The 19,322-nt window shown below is 67.5% G+C and carries 14 protein-coding genes and 2 rRNA genes (1 of these 16 running past the window's edge); 9 read left to right on the top strand and 7 right to left on the bottom strand.

Annotation, left to right across the window (positions count from 1 at the left end):
• Both OHS16_RS19135 and rrf read left to right on the top strand, forming a co-directional pair.
• Positions 1–2,574: ribosomal RNA gene (locus tag OHS16_RS19135) — 23S ribosomal RNA — on the top strand (it extends 550 nt beyond the left edge of the window).
• Positions 2,575–2,652: 78 nt separating this feature from the next.
• Positions 2,653–2,769, top strand: a 5S ribosomal RNA gene (rrf, locus tag OHS16_RS19140).
• A 179-nt stretch (positions 2,770–2,948) separates the two neighbouring features.
• Here the strand turns inward: rrf and OHS16_RS19145 are convergent.
• From OHS16_RS19145 to OHS16_RS19165, 5 genes are read right to left on the bottom strand one after another with little or no spacing between them, the layout of a single operon-like run.
• Complete coding sequence (locus OHS16_RS19145) at positions 2,949–4,259, bottom strand: DUF58 domain-containing protein (protein WP_328538429.1); 1,311 nt, start codon at positions 4,257–4,259, stop codon at positions 2,949–2,951.
• A gap of 10 nt (positions 4,260–4,269) precedes the next feature.
• Positions 4,270–5,244, bottom strand: a complete 975-nt coding sequence (locus OHS16_RS19150) for an AAA family ATPase (protein WP_328538430.1) — start codon at positions 5,242–5,244, stop codon at positions 4,270–4,272.
• Complete coding sequence (locus OHS16_RS19155) at positions 5,241–6,425, bottom strand: DUF4350 domain-containing protein (protein WP_328538431.1); 1,185 nt, start codon at positions 6,423–6,425, stop codon at positions 5,241–5,243. Before OHS16_RS19155 ends, OHS16_RS19150 begins: the two co-directional genes overlap by 4 nt.
• Positions 6,422–7,093 (bottom strand): DUF4129 domain-containing protein, encoded by a 672-nt coding sequence (locus tag OHS16_RS19160; protein ID WP_328538432.1) that lies wholly within the window; start codon positions 7,091–7,093, stop codon positions 6,422–6,424. The genes OHS16_RS19155 and OHS16_RS19160 overlap by 4 nt, the downstream gene beginning before the upstream one ends.
• A gap of 22 nt (positions 7,094–7,115) precedes the next feature.
• Positions 7,116–8,348 carry a glycerophosphoryl diester phosphodiesterase membrane domain-containing protein gene (locus OHS16_RS19165; RefSeq protein WP_328538433.1) on the bottom strand — a complete coding sequence of 411 codons (1,233 nt, stop codon included), beginning with the start codon at positions 8,346–8,348 and terminating at the stop codon, positions 7,116–7,118.
• 140 nt (positions 8,349–8,488) lie between these two features.
• Between OHS16_RS19165 and mtnA the strand changes: the two genes are divergently transcribed.
• The 7 genes from mtnA to OHS16_RS19200 all read left to right on the top strand — a co-directional run bounded on the left by mtnA (position 8,489) and on the right by OHS16_RS19200 (position 17,111).
• Positions 8,489–9,601: an S-methyl-5-thioribose-1-phosphate isomerase gene (gene mtnA / locus OHS16_RS19170; RefSeq protein WP_328538434.1), complete on the top strand. Its 1,113-nt coding sequence runs from the start codon at positions 8,489–8,491 to the stop codon at positions 9,599–9,601.
• A 15-nt stretch (positions 9,602–9,616) separates the two neighbouring features.
• Positions 9,617–10,294 carry a two-component system response regulator MtrA gene (mtrA, locus tag OHS16_RS19175; protein ID WP_003968748.1) on the top strand — a complete coding sequence of 226 codons (678 nt, stop codon included), beginning with the start codon at positions 9,617–9,619 and terminating at the stop codon, positions 10,292–10,294.
• A 1-nt stretch (position 10,295) separates the two neighbouring features.
• A complete protein-coding gene (gene mtrB, locus OHS16_RS19180; RefSeq protein ID WP_328538435.1) occupies positions 10,296–12,314 on the top strand; it encodes an MtrAB system histidine kinase MtrB in 2,019 nt (672 codons plus the stop codon).
• On the top strand, positions 12,304–14,229 hold the full coding sequence (locus OHS16_RS19185) for an LpqB family beta-propeller domain-containing protein (RefSeq protein WP_328538436.1): 1,926 nt from the start codon (positions 12,304–12,306) through the stop codon (positions 14,227–14,229). Before mtrB ends, OHS16_RS19185 begins: the two co-directional genes overlap by 11 nt.
• A gap of 206 nt (positions 14,230–14,435) precedes the next feature.
• Positions 14,436–15,158, top strand: a complete 723-nt coding sequence (locus OHS16_RS19190; RefSeq protein WP_328538437.1) for a ComF family protein — start codon at positions 14,436–14,438, stop codon at positions 15,156–15,158.
• 333 nt (positions 15,159–15,491) lie between these two features.
• Positions 15,492–16,181 (top strand): ribosome hibernation-promoting factor, HPF/YfiA family, encoded by a 690-nt coding sequence (hpf, locus tag OHS16_RS19195; protein WP_328538438.1) that lies wholly within the window; start codon positions 15,492–15,494, stop codon positions 16,179–16,181.
• A gap of 198 nt (positions 16,182–16,379) precedes the next feature.
• Positions 16,380–17,111, top strand: coding sequence for a response regulator transcription factor (locus tag OHS16_RS19200; protein ID WP_328538439.1), 732 nt, complete (start codon positions 16,380–16,382; stop codon positions 17,109–17,111).
• Positions 17,112–17,404: 293 nt separating this feature from the next.
• Here the strand turns inward: OHS16_RS19200 and OHS16_RS19205 are convergent, their stop codons facing one another.
• Together OHS16_RS19205 and OHS16_RS19210 are read right to left on the bottom strand one after the other, a co-directional pair.
• On the bottom strand, positions 17,405–18,586 hold the full coding sequence (locus OHS16_RS19205; RefSeq protein ID WP_328538440.1) for a winged helix-turn-helix domain-containing protein: 1,182 nt from the start codon (positions 18,584–18,586) through the stop codon (positions 17,405–17,407).
• A 107-nt stretch (positions 18,587–18,693) separates the two neighbouring features.
• Positions 18,694–19,269, bottom strand: a complete 576-nt coding sequence (locus OHS16_RS19210; protein WP_328538441.1) for a GNAT family N-acetyltransferase — start codon at positions 19,267–19,269, stop codon at positions 18,694–18,696.
• Positions 19,270–19,322: the final 53 nt, after the last annotated feature.

A 19,322-nucleotide genomic window follows, 5' to 3' on the forward strand; every position in this document is an offset into this window, starting at 1 on the left:
TGAGGGAATGGTGAAAAGTACCGCGGGAGCGGAGTGAAATAGTACCTGAAACCGTGTGCCTACAAGCCGTGGGAGCGTCGCGCATCGAGTTTACTCGGTGCGTCGTGACTGCGTGCCTTTTGAAGAATGAGCCTGCGAGTTAGCGGTGTGTAGCGAGGTTAACCCGTGTGGGGAAGCCGTAGCGAAAGCGAGTCCTAATAGGGCGTTTGAGTTGCACGCTCTAGACCCGAAGCGGAGTGATCTAGCCATGGGCAGGTTGAAGCGGCTGTAAGAGGTCGTGGAGGACCGAACCCACCAGGGTTGAAAACCTGGGGGATGACCTGTGGTTAGGGGTGAAAGGCCAATCAAACTCCGTGATAGCTGGTTCTCCCCGAAATGCATTTAGGTGCAGCGTCGTGTGTTTCTTGCCGGAGGTAGAGCACTGGATAGGCGATGGGCCCTACCGGGTTACTGACCTTAGCCAAACTCCGAATGCCGGTAAGTGAGAGCACGGCAGTGAGACTGTGGGGGATAAGCTCCATGGTCGAGAGGGAAACAGCCCAGAGCATCGACTAAGGCCCCTAAGCGTACGCTAAGTGGGAAAGGATGTGGAGTCGCAGAGACAACCAGGAGGTTGGCTTAGAAGCAGCCACCCTTGAAAGAGTGCGTAATAGCTCACTGGTCAAGTGATTCCGCGCCGACAATGTAGCGGGGCTCAAGCGTACCGCCGAAGTCGTGTCATTCATACACATAGGGCCAACGCCTGTATGGATGGGTAGGGGAGCGTCGTGTGCCGGGTGAAGCCGCGCCGGAAGGCAGTGGTGGACGGTTCACGAGTGAGAATGCAGGCATGAGTAGCGATACACACGTGAGAAACGTGTGCGCCGATTGACTAAGGGTTCCTGGGTCAAGCTGATCTGCCCAGGGTAAGTCGGGACCTAAGGCGAGGCCGACAGGCGTAGTCGATGGACAACCGGTTGATATTCCGGTACCCGCTTTGAAACGCCCAATACTGAGCCCATTAATGCTAAGGCCGTGAAGCCGCCCTGATCTCTTCGGAGTTGAGGGGAGTGGTGGAGCCGCTGAACCAAGGTGGTAGTAGGTAAGCGATGGGGTGACGCAGGAAGGTAGTCCAGCCCGGGCGGTGGTTGTCCCGGGGTAAGGGTGTAGGCCGTGTGATAGGCAAATCCGTCACACATTAAGGCTGAGACCTGATGCCGAGCCGATTGTGGTGAAGTGGATGATCCTATGCTGTCGAGAAAAGCCTCTAGCGAGTTTCATGGCGGCCCGTACCCTAAACCGACTCAGGTGGTCAGGTAGAGAATACCGAGGCGTTCGGGTGAACTATGGTTAAGGAACTCGGCAAAATGCCCCCGTAACTTCGGGAGAAGGGGGCCATCACTGGTGATTGGATTTACTCCATGAGCTGGGGGTGGCCGCAGAGACCAGCGAGAAGCGACTGTTTACTAAAAACACAGGTCCGTGCGAAGCCGTAAGGCGATGTATACGGACTGACGCCTGCCCGGTGCTGGAACGTTAAGGGGACCGGTTAGTGCGCTTTCGGGCGTGCGAAGCTGAGAACTTAAGCGCCAGTAAACGGCGGTGGTAACTATAACCATCCTAAGGTAGCGAAATTCCTTGTCGGGTAAGTTCCGACCTGCACGAATGGCGTAACGACTTCTCGACTGTCTCAACCATAGGCCCGGTGAAATTGCACTACGAGTAAAGATGCTCGTTTCGCGCAGAAGGACGGAAAGACCCCGGGACCTTTACTACAGTTTGATATTGGTGTTCGGTTCGGCTTGTGTAGGATAGGTGGGAGACTTTGAAGCGGCCACGCCAGTGGTTGTGGAGTCGCCGTTGAAATACCACTCTGGTCGTGCTGGATGTCTAACCTCGGTCCGTGATCCGGATCAGGGACAGTGTCTGATGGGTAGTTTAACTGGGGCGGTTGCCTCCTAAAGAGTAACGGAGGCGCCCAAAGGTTCCCTCAGCCTGGTTGGCAATCAGGTGTTGAGTGTAAGTGCACAAGGGAGCTTGACTGTGAGACCGACGGGTCGAGCAGGGACGAAAGTCGGGACTAGTGATCCGGCGGTGGCTTGTGGAAGCGCCGTCGCTCAACGGATAAAAGGTACCCCGGGGATAACAGGCTGATCTTCCCCAAGAGTCCATATCGACGGGATGGTTTGGCACCTCGATGTCGGCTCGTCGCATCCTGGGGCTGGAGTCGGTCCCAAGGGTTGGGCTGTTCGCCCATTAAAGCGGTACGCGAGCTGGGTTTAGAACGTCGTGAGACAGTTCGGTCCCTATCCTCTGTGCGCGTAGGAATATTGAGAAGGGCTGTCCCTAGTACGAGAGGACCGGGACGGACGAACCTCTGGTGTGCCAGTTGTCCTGCCAAGGGCATGGCTGGTTGGCTACGTTCGGAAAGGATAACCGCTGAAAGCATCTAAGCGGGAAGCCTGCTTCGAGATGAGTATTCCCACCTCCTTGAGAGGTTAAGGCTCCCAGTAGACGACTGGGTTGATAGGCCAGATGTGGAAGCCCGGTAACGGGTGGAGCTGACTGGTACTAATAGGCCGAGGGCTTGTCCTCAGTTGCTCGCGTCCACTGTGTTAGTTCTGAAATAACGAACAGCCGTGTCCATATCCGGTTTCGTTAATTTCATAGTGTTTCGGTGGTCATTGCGTTAGGGAAACGCCCGGTTACATTCCGAACCCGGAAGCTAAGCCTTTCAGCGCCGATGGTACTGCAGGGGGGACCCTGTGGGAGAGTAGGACGCCGCCGAACAATCATTGTGGGGAAGCCCCGCACCTTATGGTGCGGGGCTTTTCTGCGTTCCGGACCCGCCGACGGCCGCTACCGCACAGCCAAGACCATGCGGTAGCGGCGGCGTGATGTGAAAGCACGCCGCACATCCGGAGTGTGGCGGCAGCCGTGATTCCTCGGATACGCCCATGAGGCAGGCGCTAGAGCCGGCCGGCTGCCTTGATCGAGAGATAAGCGTCTGCGAGGGCGGGAGCGATATCGTCCGGCGCTGCGTCGACCACCGTGATCCCGTGGCGCGTGAGCTGTTCCGCCGTACGGCGCCGCTCCTCTTGCGCCTGGGCGCCGGCGGCTGCCTCGTACACCCCGTCCAGGGTGCCGCGAGACGCCGCCATCGTTGCGACATGGGGATCCGAGACGGAAGCGAGCAGCACAGTATGCCGTCGGGTGAGCTGCGGGAGGACCGGAATCAGACCCTCCTCGACGGGCGCCGCGTCCAGCCCGGTGAGCAGCACGATGAGAGAGCGACGGGGCGCATGCGCGAGGATCGCCGCACTGAGGCCGCGCGCATCGGTTTCCATGAGTTCGCATTCCAGTGGGGCCAGCGCGTCGACCAGGGCGGGCAGCGATCCTGCTCCCCGTCCTCCTTGGACGAACGCCCGGACACGCCGGTCGTAAGCGAGGAGATCGACCCGGTCGCCGGCTCTGGAGGCGAGCGCGGTCAGCAGCAGCGCGGCGTCCATCGACGCGTCCAGCCGTGGCACGTCCCCCACTCGTCCGGCCGACGTACGGCCGGTGTCGAGGACGATCAGGATGTGACGGTCGCGTTCGGGCCGCCAGGTACGAACGGCGACATTGGCCCCGCGGGCCGTGGCACGCCAGTCGATGGACCGGGTGTCATCGCCGGGAACGTAGTCGCGGAGGCTGTCGAATTCCGTCCCCTCACCTCGAGTCAGCACGCTGGTGCGGCCGTCGAGTTCACGAAGCCGGGCCAGCCGGGACGGCAGGTGCTTGCGGCTCGTGAAAGGAGGAAGGACGCGCACCGTCCAGGGAACGCTGTGGTGCCCCTGACGCGCTGCCAGACCCAGTGGACCGTAGGAACGCAGTGTGATGCGCTCCGCGCGCCGGTCACCGCGGCGAGTGGGTTGCAGAACCGTGCTGAGACGACGGCGCTCCCCTGCCGGGACAGCCAGAGAGTGCCGCGAAGCGAGCTGTTCCGTACTCGGAAGCCAGCTGCTGGGCGGCCAGGCATCACGGAGCCGGGCGCGCAACAGTCGGCGGGACGGGTTGGTCACAGTCAACTGGACTTCCGCGCTGTCACCGAACCGAACAGACGTGTCACCTGATCGTGCGAATTGCACGGTTCGTACTGGCGCGGCGCGAGCGTAGTCGTACAGGATTGCGAGGGTGAGGGGGGCGTTGACCGCGATCATCCCCGTCCAGCTGGGAGCCAGGACGCCGATGGGGAGGGATCCAATGGCGGCGAGCAGAGCGGCGCGTCCGGTGAGTGCCATGGCAGGGGCCTCAGCGGGGGACGGGGAGGTGGGCGAGGATCGCCGTGATGACCGAGTCGGGGGTGACCCCTTCCATCTCTGCTTCGGGGCGCAGCTGAACACGGTGGCGGAGTGTGGGGAGGGCCAGGGCCTTCACATCGTCGGGGATGACATAGTCCCTGCCGGTGAGCCAGGCCCAGGCGCGTGCGGTGGAGAGCAGAGCTGTCGCACCGCGTGGTGAGACGCCGAGCCGCAGCGAGGGGGATTCACGAGTGGTGCGGCAGATATCGACGATGTAGCCGGTTATCTCCGGCGAAACGGTGGTTGTGGAGACAGCGGCACGGGCGGCCTGCAATTCGGCCGGGCCGGCTACCGCACCGACTCCTGCGGCTTCGAGATCACGGGGGTTGAAGCCGTCGGCGTGCCGGGTGAGGACGCTGATCTCATCCGTTCGGGAGGGAAGGGGCACCGTGAGTTTCAGCAGGAAGCGGTCCAGTTGTGCTTCAGGGAGGGGGTAAGTGCCTTCGTACTCAACGGGGTTCTGCGTTGCGGCGACCAGAAAGGGGTCGGGGAGGAGCCGGGGGATTCCGTCGACCGTGACCTGACGTTCCTCCATGGCTTCGAGAAGGGAGGACTGGGTCTTCGGAGGGGTGCGGTTGATTTCGTCCGCCAGCAGGAGGTTGGTGAAGACGGGCCCCTGTTGGAAGGAGAACGCTGACGTGCGTGTGTCGTAGACCAAGGAGCCGGTGACATCGCTCGGCATGAGGTCCGGTGTGAACTGCACACGTTTGGTCTCGAGCGAGAGGGACGCCGAGAGTGCGCGGACCAGTAGGGTCTTGGCCACCCCGGGAACTCCTTCGAGGAGGACATGGCCGCGGCAGAGAAGCGCGATGACGAGGCCTGTCACGGCAGGGTCCTGGCCGACCACAGCCTTTCCGATCTCGGCACGCAATGCTTCCAGGGAGGCGCGCGCACGGTCCGCTGTGTCAGTGGTCGGGGCCGTCATGAGGAACGAACCTCCCTTTCGAGGGTGTCGAGTTGATCCGCGAGGCGGATGAGGGCGGCATCGTCGGCCGGGGGCGGGCCGAACAGGAGATCGCGAACGCCCAATCCGGCCATGGGATGCCGGGCGGAGACGGCCGCGAGGAGAACATCAGGGGAATGCGCACCCCTCGTCGGTACGCCGACGAGCGGGGCCAGGCGCGTGCGGGTCGCCGAACGCAGGGCCGAAGCGGCGTGATCGCGGGCGTTCGTCTTGCGATACAGGCGGGCACGCCCCTCGGTCGACTCGGAGGCCCGGATGGCGACGGGGAGCGGCTCGGACACCAGGGGCCCCAGCCGCCGGGCGCGCCAGACAGCGGCCAGTGCTGCGGCGAGTGTGAGCTGCAGGACGGCCCAGAACCAGCCGGAAGGTATGAGGTCGAAGAAGCTGCGGTTGCCGCCTTGGGCAGCAGAGGCGTCACCGAACGAGGGGAGGTACCAGACGAGATGGGGCCGGGAACCGAGGAGTTGAAGCGCGAGCGAGGCATTGCCCTGCTGGTCGAGTCGATGGTTGAGGAGAATGTCCGGCGAACCGAGCAGCACCGTATCCCCGCCCGCCGGAGCGGGGAGTCTGAGCACGGTGGGCAGGCCATCGCTCGGGTAGCAGGCAGTCGCGCCGCGCACTGCGGTGTCGTAGCGGACCCCTCCTGCGTCCACCGGGCCGGCGCGTCCGGCGGTGGGCAGCGTGCAGGACGGGCGGCGGACCGACACCGGTGCCGGTTTCCGAGCGTGTACGCCGGGGGCCAGGGCGGCCACGGAGAGCCGGCCGGCGGCGACCACGACGGTGCGCCCCCTGGAGCGGTCGGCAGCATGGCGCAGCGAGACCTGCTGGCGGTCGGTCAGCAGGTCGGGGGAGGCGATCAGCAGGGTGGTGTCCGGTCCTGCCGCGGCTTCCGCCCGGGTGGAAGTGGTGACCACGCGGAGGGAAATGCCGTGGTCCTTCAGCAGCTCGGCCACAGCGCGACTGCCGTATCGGTCGGGGGAGCGCGGATCGAGGCCGGCGTGCTGCTCGCCGGAGCGCATGGCCGCGAGGGCGACGGCTGCTGCGAGCAGCACCGCGAGCGCGGTCAGCAGACCGCGGGCACGCTTCCATATCTGACCGGCAGACGCGGAGAGCGAGGTGGTCGGGACGGAGGCTCCGGTCACTCGGCCGCTCCCGGGACAGCCTCGCTCAGCTGGGGCTTTGCCTGGCCGAGAGCGCGATCGAGTTCGGTGAGGCGCAGATATGCCCGCTCGTCGGCGGTGCGCCCACCGTATGTGACGTCGTCGAATTCCCTGGCGGCAGCATGCAGAGAGGCAGCGTGGCCGGGGAGCGGGCGGGCGGCTTCGGCGGCGGCCTCGTCGGCGGTGCGGCCTGGACGCGGGTCGAGCAGAGCGCGTTCTTCGAGAGCCCGGACGATGGCGCGCATCCGCTCCTGGACGGCGTGGTTCCAACGGCCGGCGGCAGCGTGTGCCGCTGCGGTTGCCCGGTGTTCGGCGGCGGTGGCGGGCCGGTCATCGAAGAGTGAGCCCAACCGGACCGGCGCACGGCGCGGGACCCCCAGCCGCCACCAGAGCCCGGCAGCGATGAGCAGGATCACGACGACGATCACGGTCAGTCCCAGCGACCCGCCGGGCGCGGCCTCCGACGCGCCGCCGAACAGGTCGCCGATCCAGTCCCAGAACCGGTCGATGCCGCGCTGGAGAAGGTTCGGGTCGTGCTCGTGGTACATCGGTCTGGACAGTTCACGCCGTGCGGCGCCGCGGGCCGGGGCGCGTGAGGTGTCCAGCGGTATGTGGTCGGAGAAGCGGATCAGCGGCCGCGTTGTCGTCATGCCCCCCGGCGTCGGCACCGCATCAGTTCCCGGAGGTCTCGTAGCCGGGCACACCCGCGGACCGGGCGAGATCGATGTCGAGTGCCTCGCGGCGGATGCGCTGGTCGACGTAGAGAAGCACCGTCACTCCGGCCGAGAACGGGTAGGTCAGTGCCGCGGTGATGACTGCCCCGATACCGCTGATGATCAGGTAGAGCCAGCCGAACTCCGGCGGATTGCTCGAGAAGAGGTCGCCGAAACTCTTGCCGTCCGCGGCCACGGCGAGAGCGTTGAACGGCACGCTGATGATCATCGAGACGATGAGGGTCAGCAGCACGGTCAGCAGCATGATGCCGAAGATCCTCCACCACGCACCGCTGACCAGTTTTGCCGAGCGCCGCAGGGCGGCAGGGATGCCCTGCCGCTCCAGCATCAGCGCGGGACCGGCGAGGCTGAGACGGACCCACAGCCAGATCATCACGACCATGGCCGCGAGCCCGCCGAGGACGGAGAGCCCGGCTCCAGCCGTACCGCCCGCCAGCAGACCGGGAAGAATCCCGATCGTCACCACGGCGGCGTAGACCAGAGGCAGCAGCAGGCTGAGCCCCACCAGGCGCGGGAGCTGGGGCCTGGCCTCGCCCCAGGCGTCGGAGAGCGAGACCTGACGGCCCAGCACGGAGCGGCTGACGACGATGGTCAGCACCGCTGTGGTGAAGATCGTGCCGATGAGCGAGATCGCATACACCGGGCCCAGATTCAGCATGCTCGTCTGCAGGGAGTCGAGGCTCTGACGCAGCTGCTCCGCGTCGCTGGCCGTCTGGTCGATCTGCGTCGGCTCCGGGAGGAAAAAGTGCTCGATGAGGATCGAGCCGAGCTGAATGACCGCGGCCACGGCGATCGTGACGCCGAGCACGGTGCGCCAGTGGGCACGCATCGTCGACACAGCGCCGTCGAGGATCTCGCCGATGCCGAGCGGCCGCAGCGGAATGACACCCGGCTTGGCCGCGGCGGGAGGCGTACTCCACCCGCCCTGCTGCGGTACGCCCCAGCCGCCCTGTGCCGGGCGGCCGCCCCAGCTCGCGGAGGTCGGCTGCGGCGGTGCCGCGCGGGGGCCGGGCGGGGCCGGCGGGGTCCACTGCGCAGCCGGTGGCTGCTCACTGGACCACTTCGGAGCGGCTTCCCCCCGGTCGGACGGCTCGGTCGGCCGGGAGGTGTCCGGCTCCTGTCCGTCGGAGGGGGCGGATCCGGGCGAGGCCCAACCCGGAGAGTCGTTCATTGTCGCTCCTTCACATGCCTGTCCGCGCAACGGGGCAGCAGGCTGGCAGCCATCGTGCCACGCGTCGTCCGGCTGCGGACCTGCGCCCGTATCTCCAATGCACCTTCATTTGTCGGTGCCTCACGGGGCAGACTGGGCGAATGGCCGAACAGGACGTGCAATCGCCGCCGGACCCGAAGCCCCCCTCGCTTCCCTCACTGCGCTGGGATGAGCCACCTGAGGGGCCCGTTCTGGTGCTGCTGGACCAGACCCGCTTGCCGGCCGAGGAGGTCGAGCTGGTGTGTACGGACGTCCCCGCGCTGGTGCAGGCGATCCAGACACTGGCGGTCCGGGGCGCTCCGCTGCTGGGCGTCGCAGGCGCCTACGGCGTGGCCCTCGCCGCGATACGGGGGTACGACGTGGACGAGGCGGTCGCGTTGCTGGAGGGGGCGAGGCCCACCGCGGTGAATCTGGGGTACGGAGTGCGCAGGGCGGCCGCGGCCTATCGTGCGGCCGTAGGTGGCGGTGCGGATGCCGGGAGGGCGGCGGCCGCGGCGCTCGCCGAGGCGAGGGAACTGCACCGCGAGGACGCCGGGGCCAGCGCACAGATGGCGGCGCGAGGGCTGGAGCTGCTCGATGAGCTGCTGCCGGGCGGTGGACACCGGATCCTGACACACTGCAACTCCGGGACGCTCGTCTCGGCAGGTGAGGGCACCGCCTTCGCCGTCGCGCTGGCGGCGCACCGGGCGGGCAGCCTGCGACGTCTGTGGGTGGACGAGACTCGTCCGCTCCTTCAGGGGGCACGGCTGACGGCGTACGAGGCGGCGCGCAACGGGATGGCATACACGCTGCTCACCGACAATGCGGCCGGCTCGCTCTTCGCGGCCGGCGAGGTGGATGCGGTGCTGATCGGGGCAGACCGGATCGCTGCCGACGGCTCGGTGGCGAACAAGGTGGGAAGCTATCCGCTCGCGGTGCTTGCCAAGTACCACCATGTGCCGTTCATCGTGGTGGCTCCGACGACGACGGTCGATCTCGCCACCCCGGACGGCGCGTCCATCGAGGTGGAGCAGCGGCCCGGCAAGGAGGTCACGGAATTCGGCGGCGGGGTGCCGGTGGCTCCGCTGGGGACGCAGGCGTACAACCCTGCGTTCGATGTAACGCCCCCGGACCTCGTGACGGCGATCGTCACGGAATCAGGAGCTGTCTCCCCTGTCACCAGGGATGCACTCACCGCGTTGTGTGCCAGGTCACGCCAGGTAACGATTAGCTAATGGGATGATGTCAGTATGAAGGGACGCGTCCTTGTCGTCGATGACGACACCGCACTGGCCGAGATGCTCGGCATTGTGCTGCGTGGTGAAGGTTTTGAGCCGTCGTTCGTAGCGGACGGCGACAAGGCACTGGCAGCATTCCGGGAGGCCAAGCCGGACCTGGTACTGCTCGATCTCATGCTGCCCGGCCGGGACGGTATCGAGGTCTGCAGGCTGATCAGGGCCGAGTCAGGTGTACCGATCGTGATGCTCACGGCGAAGAGCGACACCGTCGATGTGGTGGTGGGGCTCGAATCCGGGGCCGACGACTACATCGTCAAGCCGTTCAAGCCCAAGGAACTGGTCGCTCGTATCAGGGCGAGGCTGAGGAGGTCGGAAGAGCCGGCGCCGGAGCAGCTGACCATCGGTGACCTGGTCATCGACGTGGCAGGCCACTCCGTGAAGCGGGAGGGGCAGTCGATTGCTCTGACGCCGCTCGAGTTCGACCTGCTGGTCGCGCTTGCTCGTAAGCCCTGGCAGGTGTTCACCCGTGAGGTGCTGCTGGAGCAGGTGTGGGGGTACCGCCATGCGGCGGACACCCGGCTGGTCAATGTGCACGTCCAGCGGCTGCGGTCCAAGGTGGAGAAGGACCCGGAGCGCCCGGAGATCGTGGTGACCGTCCGTGGTGTCGGTTACAAGGCCGGGCCGAGTTGACATGACGACCAGCAGTGCTGCTCCGACGCCCGGGGAGCCGGGAGCACACGCGGAGCGGTCTGCCGGTCCGGGCACGGGTGCGACGCGGTTCGGCCCGTCGTCCGGTGCCTCACGCCGGGGCTCCGGCACGCGTCCACCGGGGGGATTCGGCCACCGTTTCAGGGGCGGCCGTCTGCTCCCGGACGGCGCGCCGGGCAGCCCCATGCTGCGCCTGATAGCCCGCTGGGTGCGCCGCCCGCTGCTGCCCGCGGTGCGGGTGTGGCGGCGGAACATCCAGCTCAGGGTCGTCGCCGGCACCCTGCTGATGTCGGTCGTCGTGGTCCTGGTGCTCGGCTTCGTGGTCGTCGGGCAGGTCCGCAACGGTCTCCTCGACGCCAAGGAGAAAGCGGCTGTCTCCCAGGCGGCCGGGGGTTTCACCGTGGCGAAGGACAAGGCCAACGTGCCTGCCGCTTCGGACAGCGACACCGGCGACGGCAGAACAGCCAGTAGTTCGACCCAGTGGCGGACGGATCTGGTCGCACAGCTCTCCAGCGGTGGTCAGGGCGCGTACAACGTCATCACCCTGGCGCCCACATCGGCGGGCACGGGTGCGGGGAGCGGCGGGCAGCGTTCGTCGGGCGCGGTGAGCGCCGACAGCGTGCCTGACGAGCTGCGCAGGAACGTGGACCAGGGGACGGCCCCGTACAAGACGTACACGGAGATCAAGTACTTCGACGGCCGAAGCCCTGAGCCCGGTCTCGTGGTGGGGCAGCGGCTGGAGGACATCGACCACAAGCCGTACCAGCTCTACTACCTCTTCCCGCTGGCGCAGGAGGAGAAGAGTCTGGGCCTGGTGGTGCGCACCCTGGCGACTGCCGGCCTGTTCGTGGTCGTGCTGCTCGGGGCCATCGCGTGGTTCGTGGTGCGCCAGGTCGTGACGCCTGTCCGGATGGCCGCCGGCATTGCCGAGCGGCTCTCCGCCGGCCGGCTCCAGGAGCGGATGAAGGTCACCGGCGAGGACGACATCGCCCGTCTCGGTGAGGCCTTCAACAAGATGGCACAGAGCCTCCAGCTGAAGATCCAGCAGTTGGAGGACCTGTCGCGGATGCAGCGCCGCTTCGTTTCGGATGTCTCGCACGAGCTGCGCACTCCGCTGACGACCGTACGGATGGCCGCCGACGTCATTCATGACGCCCGCAGCGACTTCGACCCGGTGACGGCGCGCTCCGCTGAGTTGCTCGGAGACCAGCTGGACCGCTTCGAGTCGCTGCTGGCCGATCTTCTGGAGATCAGCCGCTTCGACGCGGGTGCGGCTGCGCTGGAGGCCGAACCGATCGATCTGCGCGAGACAGTACGCAGGGTGATTTCCGGGGCCGAGCCGCTGGCGGAGCGCAAGGGCAGCCGGATCAGGGTCGTGGGGGACGAACAGCCCGTGATCGCCGAGGTCGATGCCCGGCGGATCGAGCGAGTGCTGCGCAATCTCGTCGTCAACGCCGTGGAGCACGGGGAGGGCGAGGACGTGGTGGTGCGGTTCGGGGTGGCGGGTGGTGCCGTCGCGATCGTGGTGCGTGACTACGGCGTGGGGCTCAAGCCGGGCGAGGCGACCCGGGTGTTCAGCCGCTTCTGGCGGGCCGACCCGGCCCGTGCCCGTACCACTGGAGGCACCGGTCTGGGGCTCTCCATCGCGGTCGAGGACGCCCGTCTGCACGGTGGGTGGCTGCAGGCATGGGGCGAACCGGGTGGTGGTTCGCAGTTCCGGCTGACCCTGCCGCGCACGGCGGACGAGCCGCTGCGGGGTTCGCCGATTCCGCTGGAGCCCGAGGACTCGCGACGCGGCCGGGCTCTTGCCAGGGCCGATGAGGGACGGCTCGCGGCCGAGCCGGTCCAGCCGCCGGCCGACCGGTCGCCGCTGCCGTCCCCGCCGCGCGCCATACCCGCTGATCCGACGGCTCTGCCGGGCAGCGGCGCCAGGGTGGTGCCGCGCACGGGCGACTCCACCACGCAGGCTTCGGACGGGGAGGACACTGCGCGTGGGCGCTGACCGTGGGGGCAATGGCCGGGGCGTGAGGGGCCGGAGTGGGAAGAGCGGAAGCGGACGGCTGCTGCGGCTGTATGCGCTGCTCGGGTGCGGCGGGGTGCTGCTGGCCGGGTGCGTGTCCATGCCGAGCAGCGGCGACATCGAGGCTGTCGACCCGACGCAGCGTGCCGATTCGCAGGTCAAGGTGTACGCGGTTCCGCCGAGGGACGGCGCGGAGCCCGCTGAGATCGTCGACGGCTTCCTTGAGGCCATGACCAGCGACGATCTGCAGTTCGCCACGGCGCGGAAGTATCTGACGAAAGCGGCGTCCCGTAGCTGGGATCCGGGAGCACAGACGACGGTGCTCACCGACGGACCGTCCCGGCGGGCAAATCCGGCCAACGACCGGGACGCCCCGGAGGTCTCCACCACCTACCAGCTGAGCGGCAGTGAAGTCGCCGTGATCGACAAGCAGCATGTGTACCGGCCTGACAAGGGGAAATACCAGAACGCCATCCACCTCGTTCGGCAGAACGGCAAGGACTGGCGCATCGACGACCTCCCGGCAGGTCTGCTGCTGAGCCTCTCCGACTTCCAGCGCAACTACCACTCCGTGAACAAGTTCTACTTCGCATCCAACCCGCCTTCCGGACCCTCCGGAGGGGACGGGCGGAGCGGTGAGGACTGGCTGGTCGCCGACCCCGTCTATCTGCGTCAGGGCATAGACCCCGAGACCCGGATGGACCCGCTGACACAGACCGTCGCCTCACTGCTGGAAGGGCCGACCAACTGGCTGAAGCCGGTGGTGGGCTCGCGCTTCCCCACCGGTACCGCGCTGCGGAGGGGCGTCAGATCGCTGGCGGTCGACGACCGGAATTCGCTGGTGGTGCCGCTGAACGCGAAGGCTTCGGGGGTCGGCCAGGGCCAGTGCAGGAAGATGGCGGCCCAGCTGCTCTTCACGCTGCGGGACGCTTCGTCCTTGCGGCTGGAACAGGTGGAACTGCAGCGTTCGGACGGCTCCCAGCTGTGCGTGCTCAGTGCGGACCAGGCAGAGGACTACGCACCCGACAGCAATACGGGCACCCCGGCCGGCGAGTACTTCGTCGATGCCAAGGGCCGCCTGGTCCGGATGCAGGTGAGCGGCAGCGCCGACAGCGAGAAGACCGATCCCGAGCCGGTCGCCGGGCCGCTCGGTTCCGGCGACAAGCCGCTGAGCACCGTCGCGGTGTCGCGCGACGAACGCCATGCGGCTGGTGTGTCGAAGAATGGCAGCACCCTGTACATGTCGTCGATCGCCTCGGACAGCGAGTCGGCCGAGACGCTGTACACCAGCGGAGGCAAGAAGGAGAAGGACCGGCTCTCCGCGCCCAGCTGGGACGGGCGCGGCGATCTGTGGGTTGCGGACCGGGATCCTGGGCATCCAGGACTGCTGCGATTCGCCGAAGGATCCGGTGAGCCTCAGAAGGTCACCGTCGACGGTCTCGACGGTGACCGGATCGAGGGACTGCGGATGTCGTCCGACGGCGTGCGGATCGCACTGCTGCTCTCACGGGACGGGCATACGACGCTGAAGGTCGGCCGGGTGGTGCGGCAGGGCTCCGGGGACGGCCCGACGGTCTCCGCGGTGGAGGAACTGCGCCCGGCTGCCCCGCAGATGGCGGACGTGACAGCGGTTTCCTGGGCGGGCCGCAGCCGTCTTGTGGTGGTCGGCAGGGAAGCAGGCGGGGTGCAGCAGGTGCGGTACATGCAGGTGGACGGTTCCGTCTCAGGAGTGAATTCCCTGCCCGGTGCCAACCGGATCACCGCTGTAGCGGCTTCGGACGACGACCGGCTGCCGGTGATGGCCCTCTCCGCCGAGGACGGAATTCTCCGGCTGCCCCTCCGCTCGAATTGGAAAACAGTGGTCGAGGAAGGCAAGTCGCCGGTCTATCCGGGATAGCGGATCTGTCCCTTGACGGCCCGCTCCGCCGGTGACAGCGGCTCTTTCCGGGACCGCTCATCCGGTCTGTCCGGGACAGCGGGCCTGTCCGGGCAGCGGGGGCCGCGGCCCCCGCTGCCGCTGTCCGGCCGCGGTTTCCCCACCCCTGTGGACAGAGTTGTCCACAGGGGTGGCACTGCCCCTCAGCCCTCGGCAGAGTGAGGGCCATGCGGGGATGGTGGCGGGAAATCTCGGATGTGGTGCTGCCGGCCTTCTGCGGTGGCTGCGGCAGGCCTCGTACGGCGCTGTGCGAGGTGTGTGCCGCGTCGCTGTACGGCTCGCCGGCCCGCCGGGCGAGACCGGATCCCGAGCCCGCGGGGCTGCCCGCCGTGTTCGCGGCCGCACCCTATGGGGACGCGGTGCGCGCGGTGTTGCTCGCGCACAAGGAACGAGGCGCGCTGGGCCTCACCGGGGCGCTCGGCATGGCCCTGGCCGGTGCGGTGCTGGCCGCTGTGCCGTCCGGGCCCGCTGCGGGGCCGCTGCTGCTGGTGCCGGTGCCTTCGTCGCGGAGTGCGGTCAGGGCCCGCGGGCACGACCCGGCCCGCAGGATCGCCCTTTCCGCGTCGCGGGCGCTGCGTGGCACCGGTGTCCGGGCCCGGACGGTGGCGGTGCTCAGGCAGCGAAGAGCGGTAGTCGATCAGACGGGCCTGGATGCCCGGCAGCGGCTGGCGAATCTCGCGGGTGCACTCGAAGTGGTGGTGGGGGGCGTACGGCTGCTGGAAGGGGGCAGGGTGGTGTTTGTGGACGATCTCATGACGACCGGTGCATCACTGGTGGAGGCGGCACGGGCGGTACGGGTCGCGGGAGTCCGGGGATTCCCCGGTACCGGCGAACCGGGCGCCGCTGTGATCGCCGCACCACCTCTCGCTTTCGAAATAAACCGGAACTGACAGGGAAGTTGCATCGTTGCAGGTAGGGGAACAGAAAAAGCACCTGAACGGAGGTACGCGCGAGTAGCGGGTGCCGATACCCGTCCCGGCGAGCTATGTTCGGTTGTGAGGAATCGCGAAAGCTGTACCTCACGAAATGCACGGACGTGCGCGGACGCACTTTCCGGGTTCTGCTGTTTCCACGGAACTCAGAAGTTGGTGGGGTGGGGATCTTCCCGACGGGGGAGGAGGAGGTGAAAGTCGCCAAGTCCGAGACTCCGGTACGCATCGGAGTCTGGTGCAAGAGGGAGTTGCTCCGTCGTACGGCGGAGCGATCCGGGAACGGAGTTCTGCGTGGACATCGTCGTCAAGGGCCGCAAAACCGAAGTGCCCGAGCGGTTCCGCAAGCACGTGGCCGAGAAGCTGAAGCTGGACAAGATCCAGAAGCTGGACGCCAAGGTGATCAGCCTCGACGTCGAGGTCTCGAAGGAGCACAACCCGAGGCAGGCCGACCGTTCGGACCGAGTGGAGATCACGCTGCACTCCCGGGGCCCGGTGATCCGGGCGGAGGCGGCGGCAGGCGACCCGTACGCAGCGCTGGATCTGGCCACCGGCAAGTTGGAGGCGCGGCTGCGCAAGCAGCACGAGAAGCGTTACAACCGCAGGGGTGCCGGACGCATTTCTGCATCCGAAGTCGTCGAAGCGGTGCCGGAAACGGCGCAGATCAACGGACATGGGGAGTTCACCGCCGACCTGGTGGCTCCGTCCATTCCCACCACCAGGATGGGCTCGCTCGAAGTGCAGGGCGAGGGACCGCTGGTGGTCCGCGAGAAGACACACATCGCGGCGGCGATGACGCTCGACCAGGCGCTCTACGAGATGGAACTGGTCGGACACGACTTCTATCTGTTCGTCGACGCGGACACGAAGGAGCCCAGTGTCGTCTACCGGCGGCACGCCTACGACTACGGTGTCATTCACCTGACGACGGACCCGCTCGCCGAAATGCAGGCGGGCGGCGCGGGCGGTGCGCTCGGCGGATGACTTGATGTACTGCGGCGGTGCCCCTGGAAGCGTGTTCACGCGCCCAGGGGCACCGCCGTGCGGTGATGGACCACCGTTCGGACACCGTTTCGCCGCCCGGGCATGAAAGCATGGCGAGACGCGCCAATCGGTGCTCTGTGGGCTTCGGTTGGCGCACAGACCATGAACTTCGGGCCATGGCCTTCAGGGGGAGGAACGATGGCGGACAGCTTCGGTCTCGCGCACGACGAGGATGAGGGCCCCATGGACCACGACGCGGCGTTGCGCAAGGAACCGATCAGGGTCCTTGTAGTGGACGACCATGCTCTCTTCCGCCGCGGGCTGGAGATCGTCCTCGCCGCCGAGGAGGACATCCAGGTGGTCGGTGAGGCGGGGGACGGGGCTGAGGCGGTCGACAAGGCCGCCGATCTGCTGCCCGACATCGTGCTGATGGATGTACGGATGCCCAAGCGGGGCGGTATCGAGGCATGTACCTCCATCAAGGAGGTGGCACCCAGCGCGAAGATCATCATGTTGACGATCAGCGACGAGGAGGCCGACCTCTACGAGGCCATCAAGGCCGGTGCCACCGGGTATCTGCTGAAGGAGATCTCGACCGACGAAGTGGCCACAGCCATCCGGGCCGTCGCCGACGGCCAGTCGCAGATCAGCCCTTCCATGGCGTCGAAGCTGCTGACCGAGTTCAAATCGATGATCCAGCGCACCGACGAGCGCAGGCTGGTGCCGGCGCCCCGGCTCACCGAACGTGAGCTGGAAGTGCTGAAGCTGGTGGCCACCGGGATGAACAACCGTGACATCGCCAAGGAGTTGTTCATCTCCGAGAACACCGTGAAGAACCATGTGCGCAACATCCTGGAGAAGCTGCAGCTGCACTCCCGGATGGAGGCGGTGGTGTACGCGATGCGGGAGAAGATCCTCGAGATCCGCTGACGGGCGGCCCCGGTGACATCGCTGACATCGCTCGCGGCGGACCCGGAGGCACGCGCAGGACGCGGAGGGACAGGGCGACGGACGGACGGCCCCGGGGAGCAGCGGCACTCCCCGCCGGCGCCCCCGGGCCAGTGGCGTCTCCACGCCCACGGCGCCTCCCGGCCGGTGGCATGTCCGCCTGCGGCGCCTCCCGCCGATGGCCGATGAGAGTTCCCCGCCCTTGGCACCCCGGCAGGTGAGACCCGTCCGGCACGATTGACCCCGTCCGGCCCGGCTTCCGCGTGCTCCCGCATTCAGACCGCCGGGCTCTCCTCCGCAAGCGCCGCATCCAGCGGAGTCCGCAGTTCGGGACTGTTGATGCGCTCCACCCTGACGTCCGTGCAGCCGACCCAGCGGGCCGCCTCGGTGAGGGCCTGGGCCATCGGCCGGACGGCTTTGTGATCGTCCAGGGAGATCTGCCGGGCGACCAGGGTGCTCCCTTCGCGGGCCGGATCGACGCGCCCGACCAGTTTTCCGCCGGCCAGCAGGGGCATGGCGAAGTACCCGTGGATCCGTTTGGGTTTGGGGACGTAGGCCTCAAGCCGGTGGGTGAAGCCGAAGATCCGCTCCGTACGGGCGCGCTCCCAGACGAGTGAGTCGAACGGGGAGAGCAGCGTGGTGCGGTGGCGGCCGCGGGGAGCTGCCGCCAGCGCCTCGGGGTCGGCCCATGCGGGCTTGGCCCAGCCCTGGACCGTGACAGGGACGAGGCCCGAATCCGCGACCACCGTGTCGAACTGCTCGCCCTTGAGCCGGTGGTAGTCCGCGATGTCCGTGCGGGTGCCGACGCCGAGCGAGCTGCCCGCCAGCGCGACCAGCCTGCGCAGGCACTCCCTGTCGTCGAGGTCGTCATGGAGGAGTGCGGCGGGGACCGCCCGCTCGGCCAGGTCGTACACGCGCTTCCAGCCGCGCCGCTCGGTGCACACCACCTCGCCGAACATCAGCGCCCGCTCGACGGCGACCTTCGATGCCGACCAGTCCCACCATTCGCCGCCGTTCTTCGCGCCGCCCAGTTCGGTGGCGGTCAGCGGTCCCTCGGCGCGCAGCTGCCCGATCACCGCGCCGTACGCCGATTCCGGGAGATCGTGGTTCCAGTGCGGGCGGTCGCGGTAGGCGCGGCGGCGGAAAGCGAAGTGCGGCCACTCCTCGACGGGCAGGATGCAGGCCGCATGCGACCAGTACTCGAAGGAATGGCCCTCCGTCCAGTACGCGTCCTCGACGGTCCTGCGGCCCACGGCGCCGAGCCGGGCATAGGGGATCAGCTCGTGCGATCGGGCCAGCACGGAGATGGTGTCCAGCTGCACCGCCCCCAGGTGGCGCAGCACCCCTCGGACCCCGCCCCGGCGGTCCGGCGCGCCCAGGAAGCCCTGGGCGCGCAACGCGATACGGCGGGCCTCGTCGGCGGAGAGTTCGACAGCTGGGGGCGGCGCGGAAGTCATGCCACGAACGATAGGGCGCGGCGCTGACAACGAAGGCCGCAGGGAGCCCGCGAGGAGGCAGGCAACGAAGCCCGCGAAGAAGCCGACAGCGGCCCGGACCCCGGCTGTCAGGCTCCGGCAGGGAGATAGGGGTGTTCGGTCGGCAGTCCCAGGTCCGAAGGCAGCAGAGCGCCCACCCAGGCGTCTCTCCTGGTGCCCTTGTTCAGCAGATTCGAGCGCTGCACACCCTCGACCAGGAAGCCGGCCTTCTCCGCCACCGCCCGGGAGCCCGCGTTACCGACCTCGGCCCGCCACTCGAGGCGTTCCACACCCAGCGTGGAGAGCGACCAGTGCGCCAGCACCGCCACCGCCTCGGCGGTGTAGCCGCGGCCCCGGTGCTCCTTCGCCGTCCAGTAGCCGATCTCCCAGGTGCCGGGCTGGGAGCGCTGGAAGACGGACAGCGCGCCACGCAGCGGCCCCGCCTCGCGCGGCAGCACCGCGAAGGCCAGGTTGGTGCCCGACCGCCAGCCTTCGGGCACCAGCTGACCGACGAAGCTCTCCGCGTCCTGCCGGCTGTAGGGGGACGGAACGACCGTCCAGCGCTGGACGTCGGGGTCCTGGCAGGCCTGGAAGACGGCTTCCGCGTCGCCGGGGTTGAACGGGCGCAGCAACAGCCGCTCGGAGGTGAGGATGACGGGGTCCATCGACTGATTCTCCGTCCGGGCCCGGACCGGCGCCATGGCTTTTTCGGGTCCGT

Origin of the sequence: Streptomyces sp. NBC_00344, assembly GCF_036088315.1 — a bacterium.
In the GTDB taxonomy this organism is placed as follows: Bacteria; Actinomycetota; Actinomycetes; order Streptomycetales; family Streptomycetaceae; genus Streptomyces.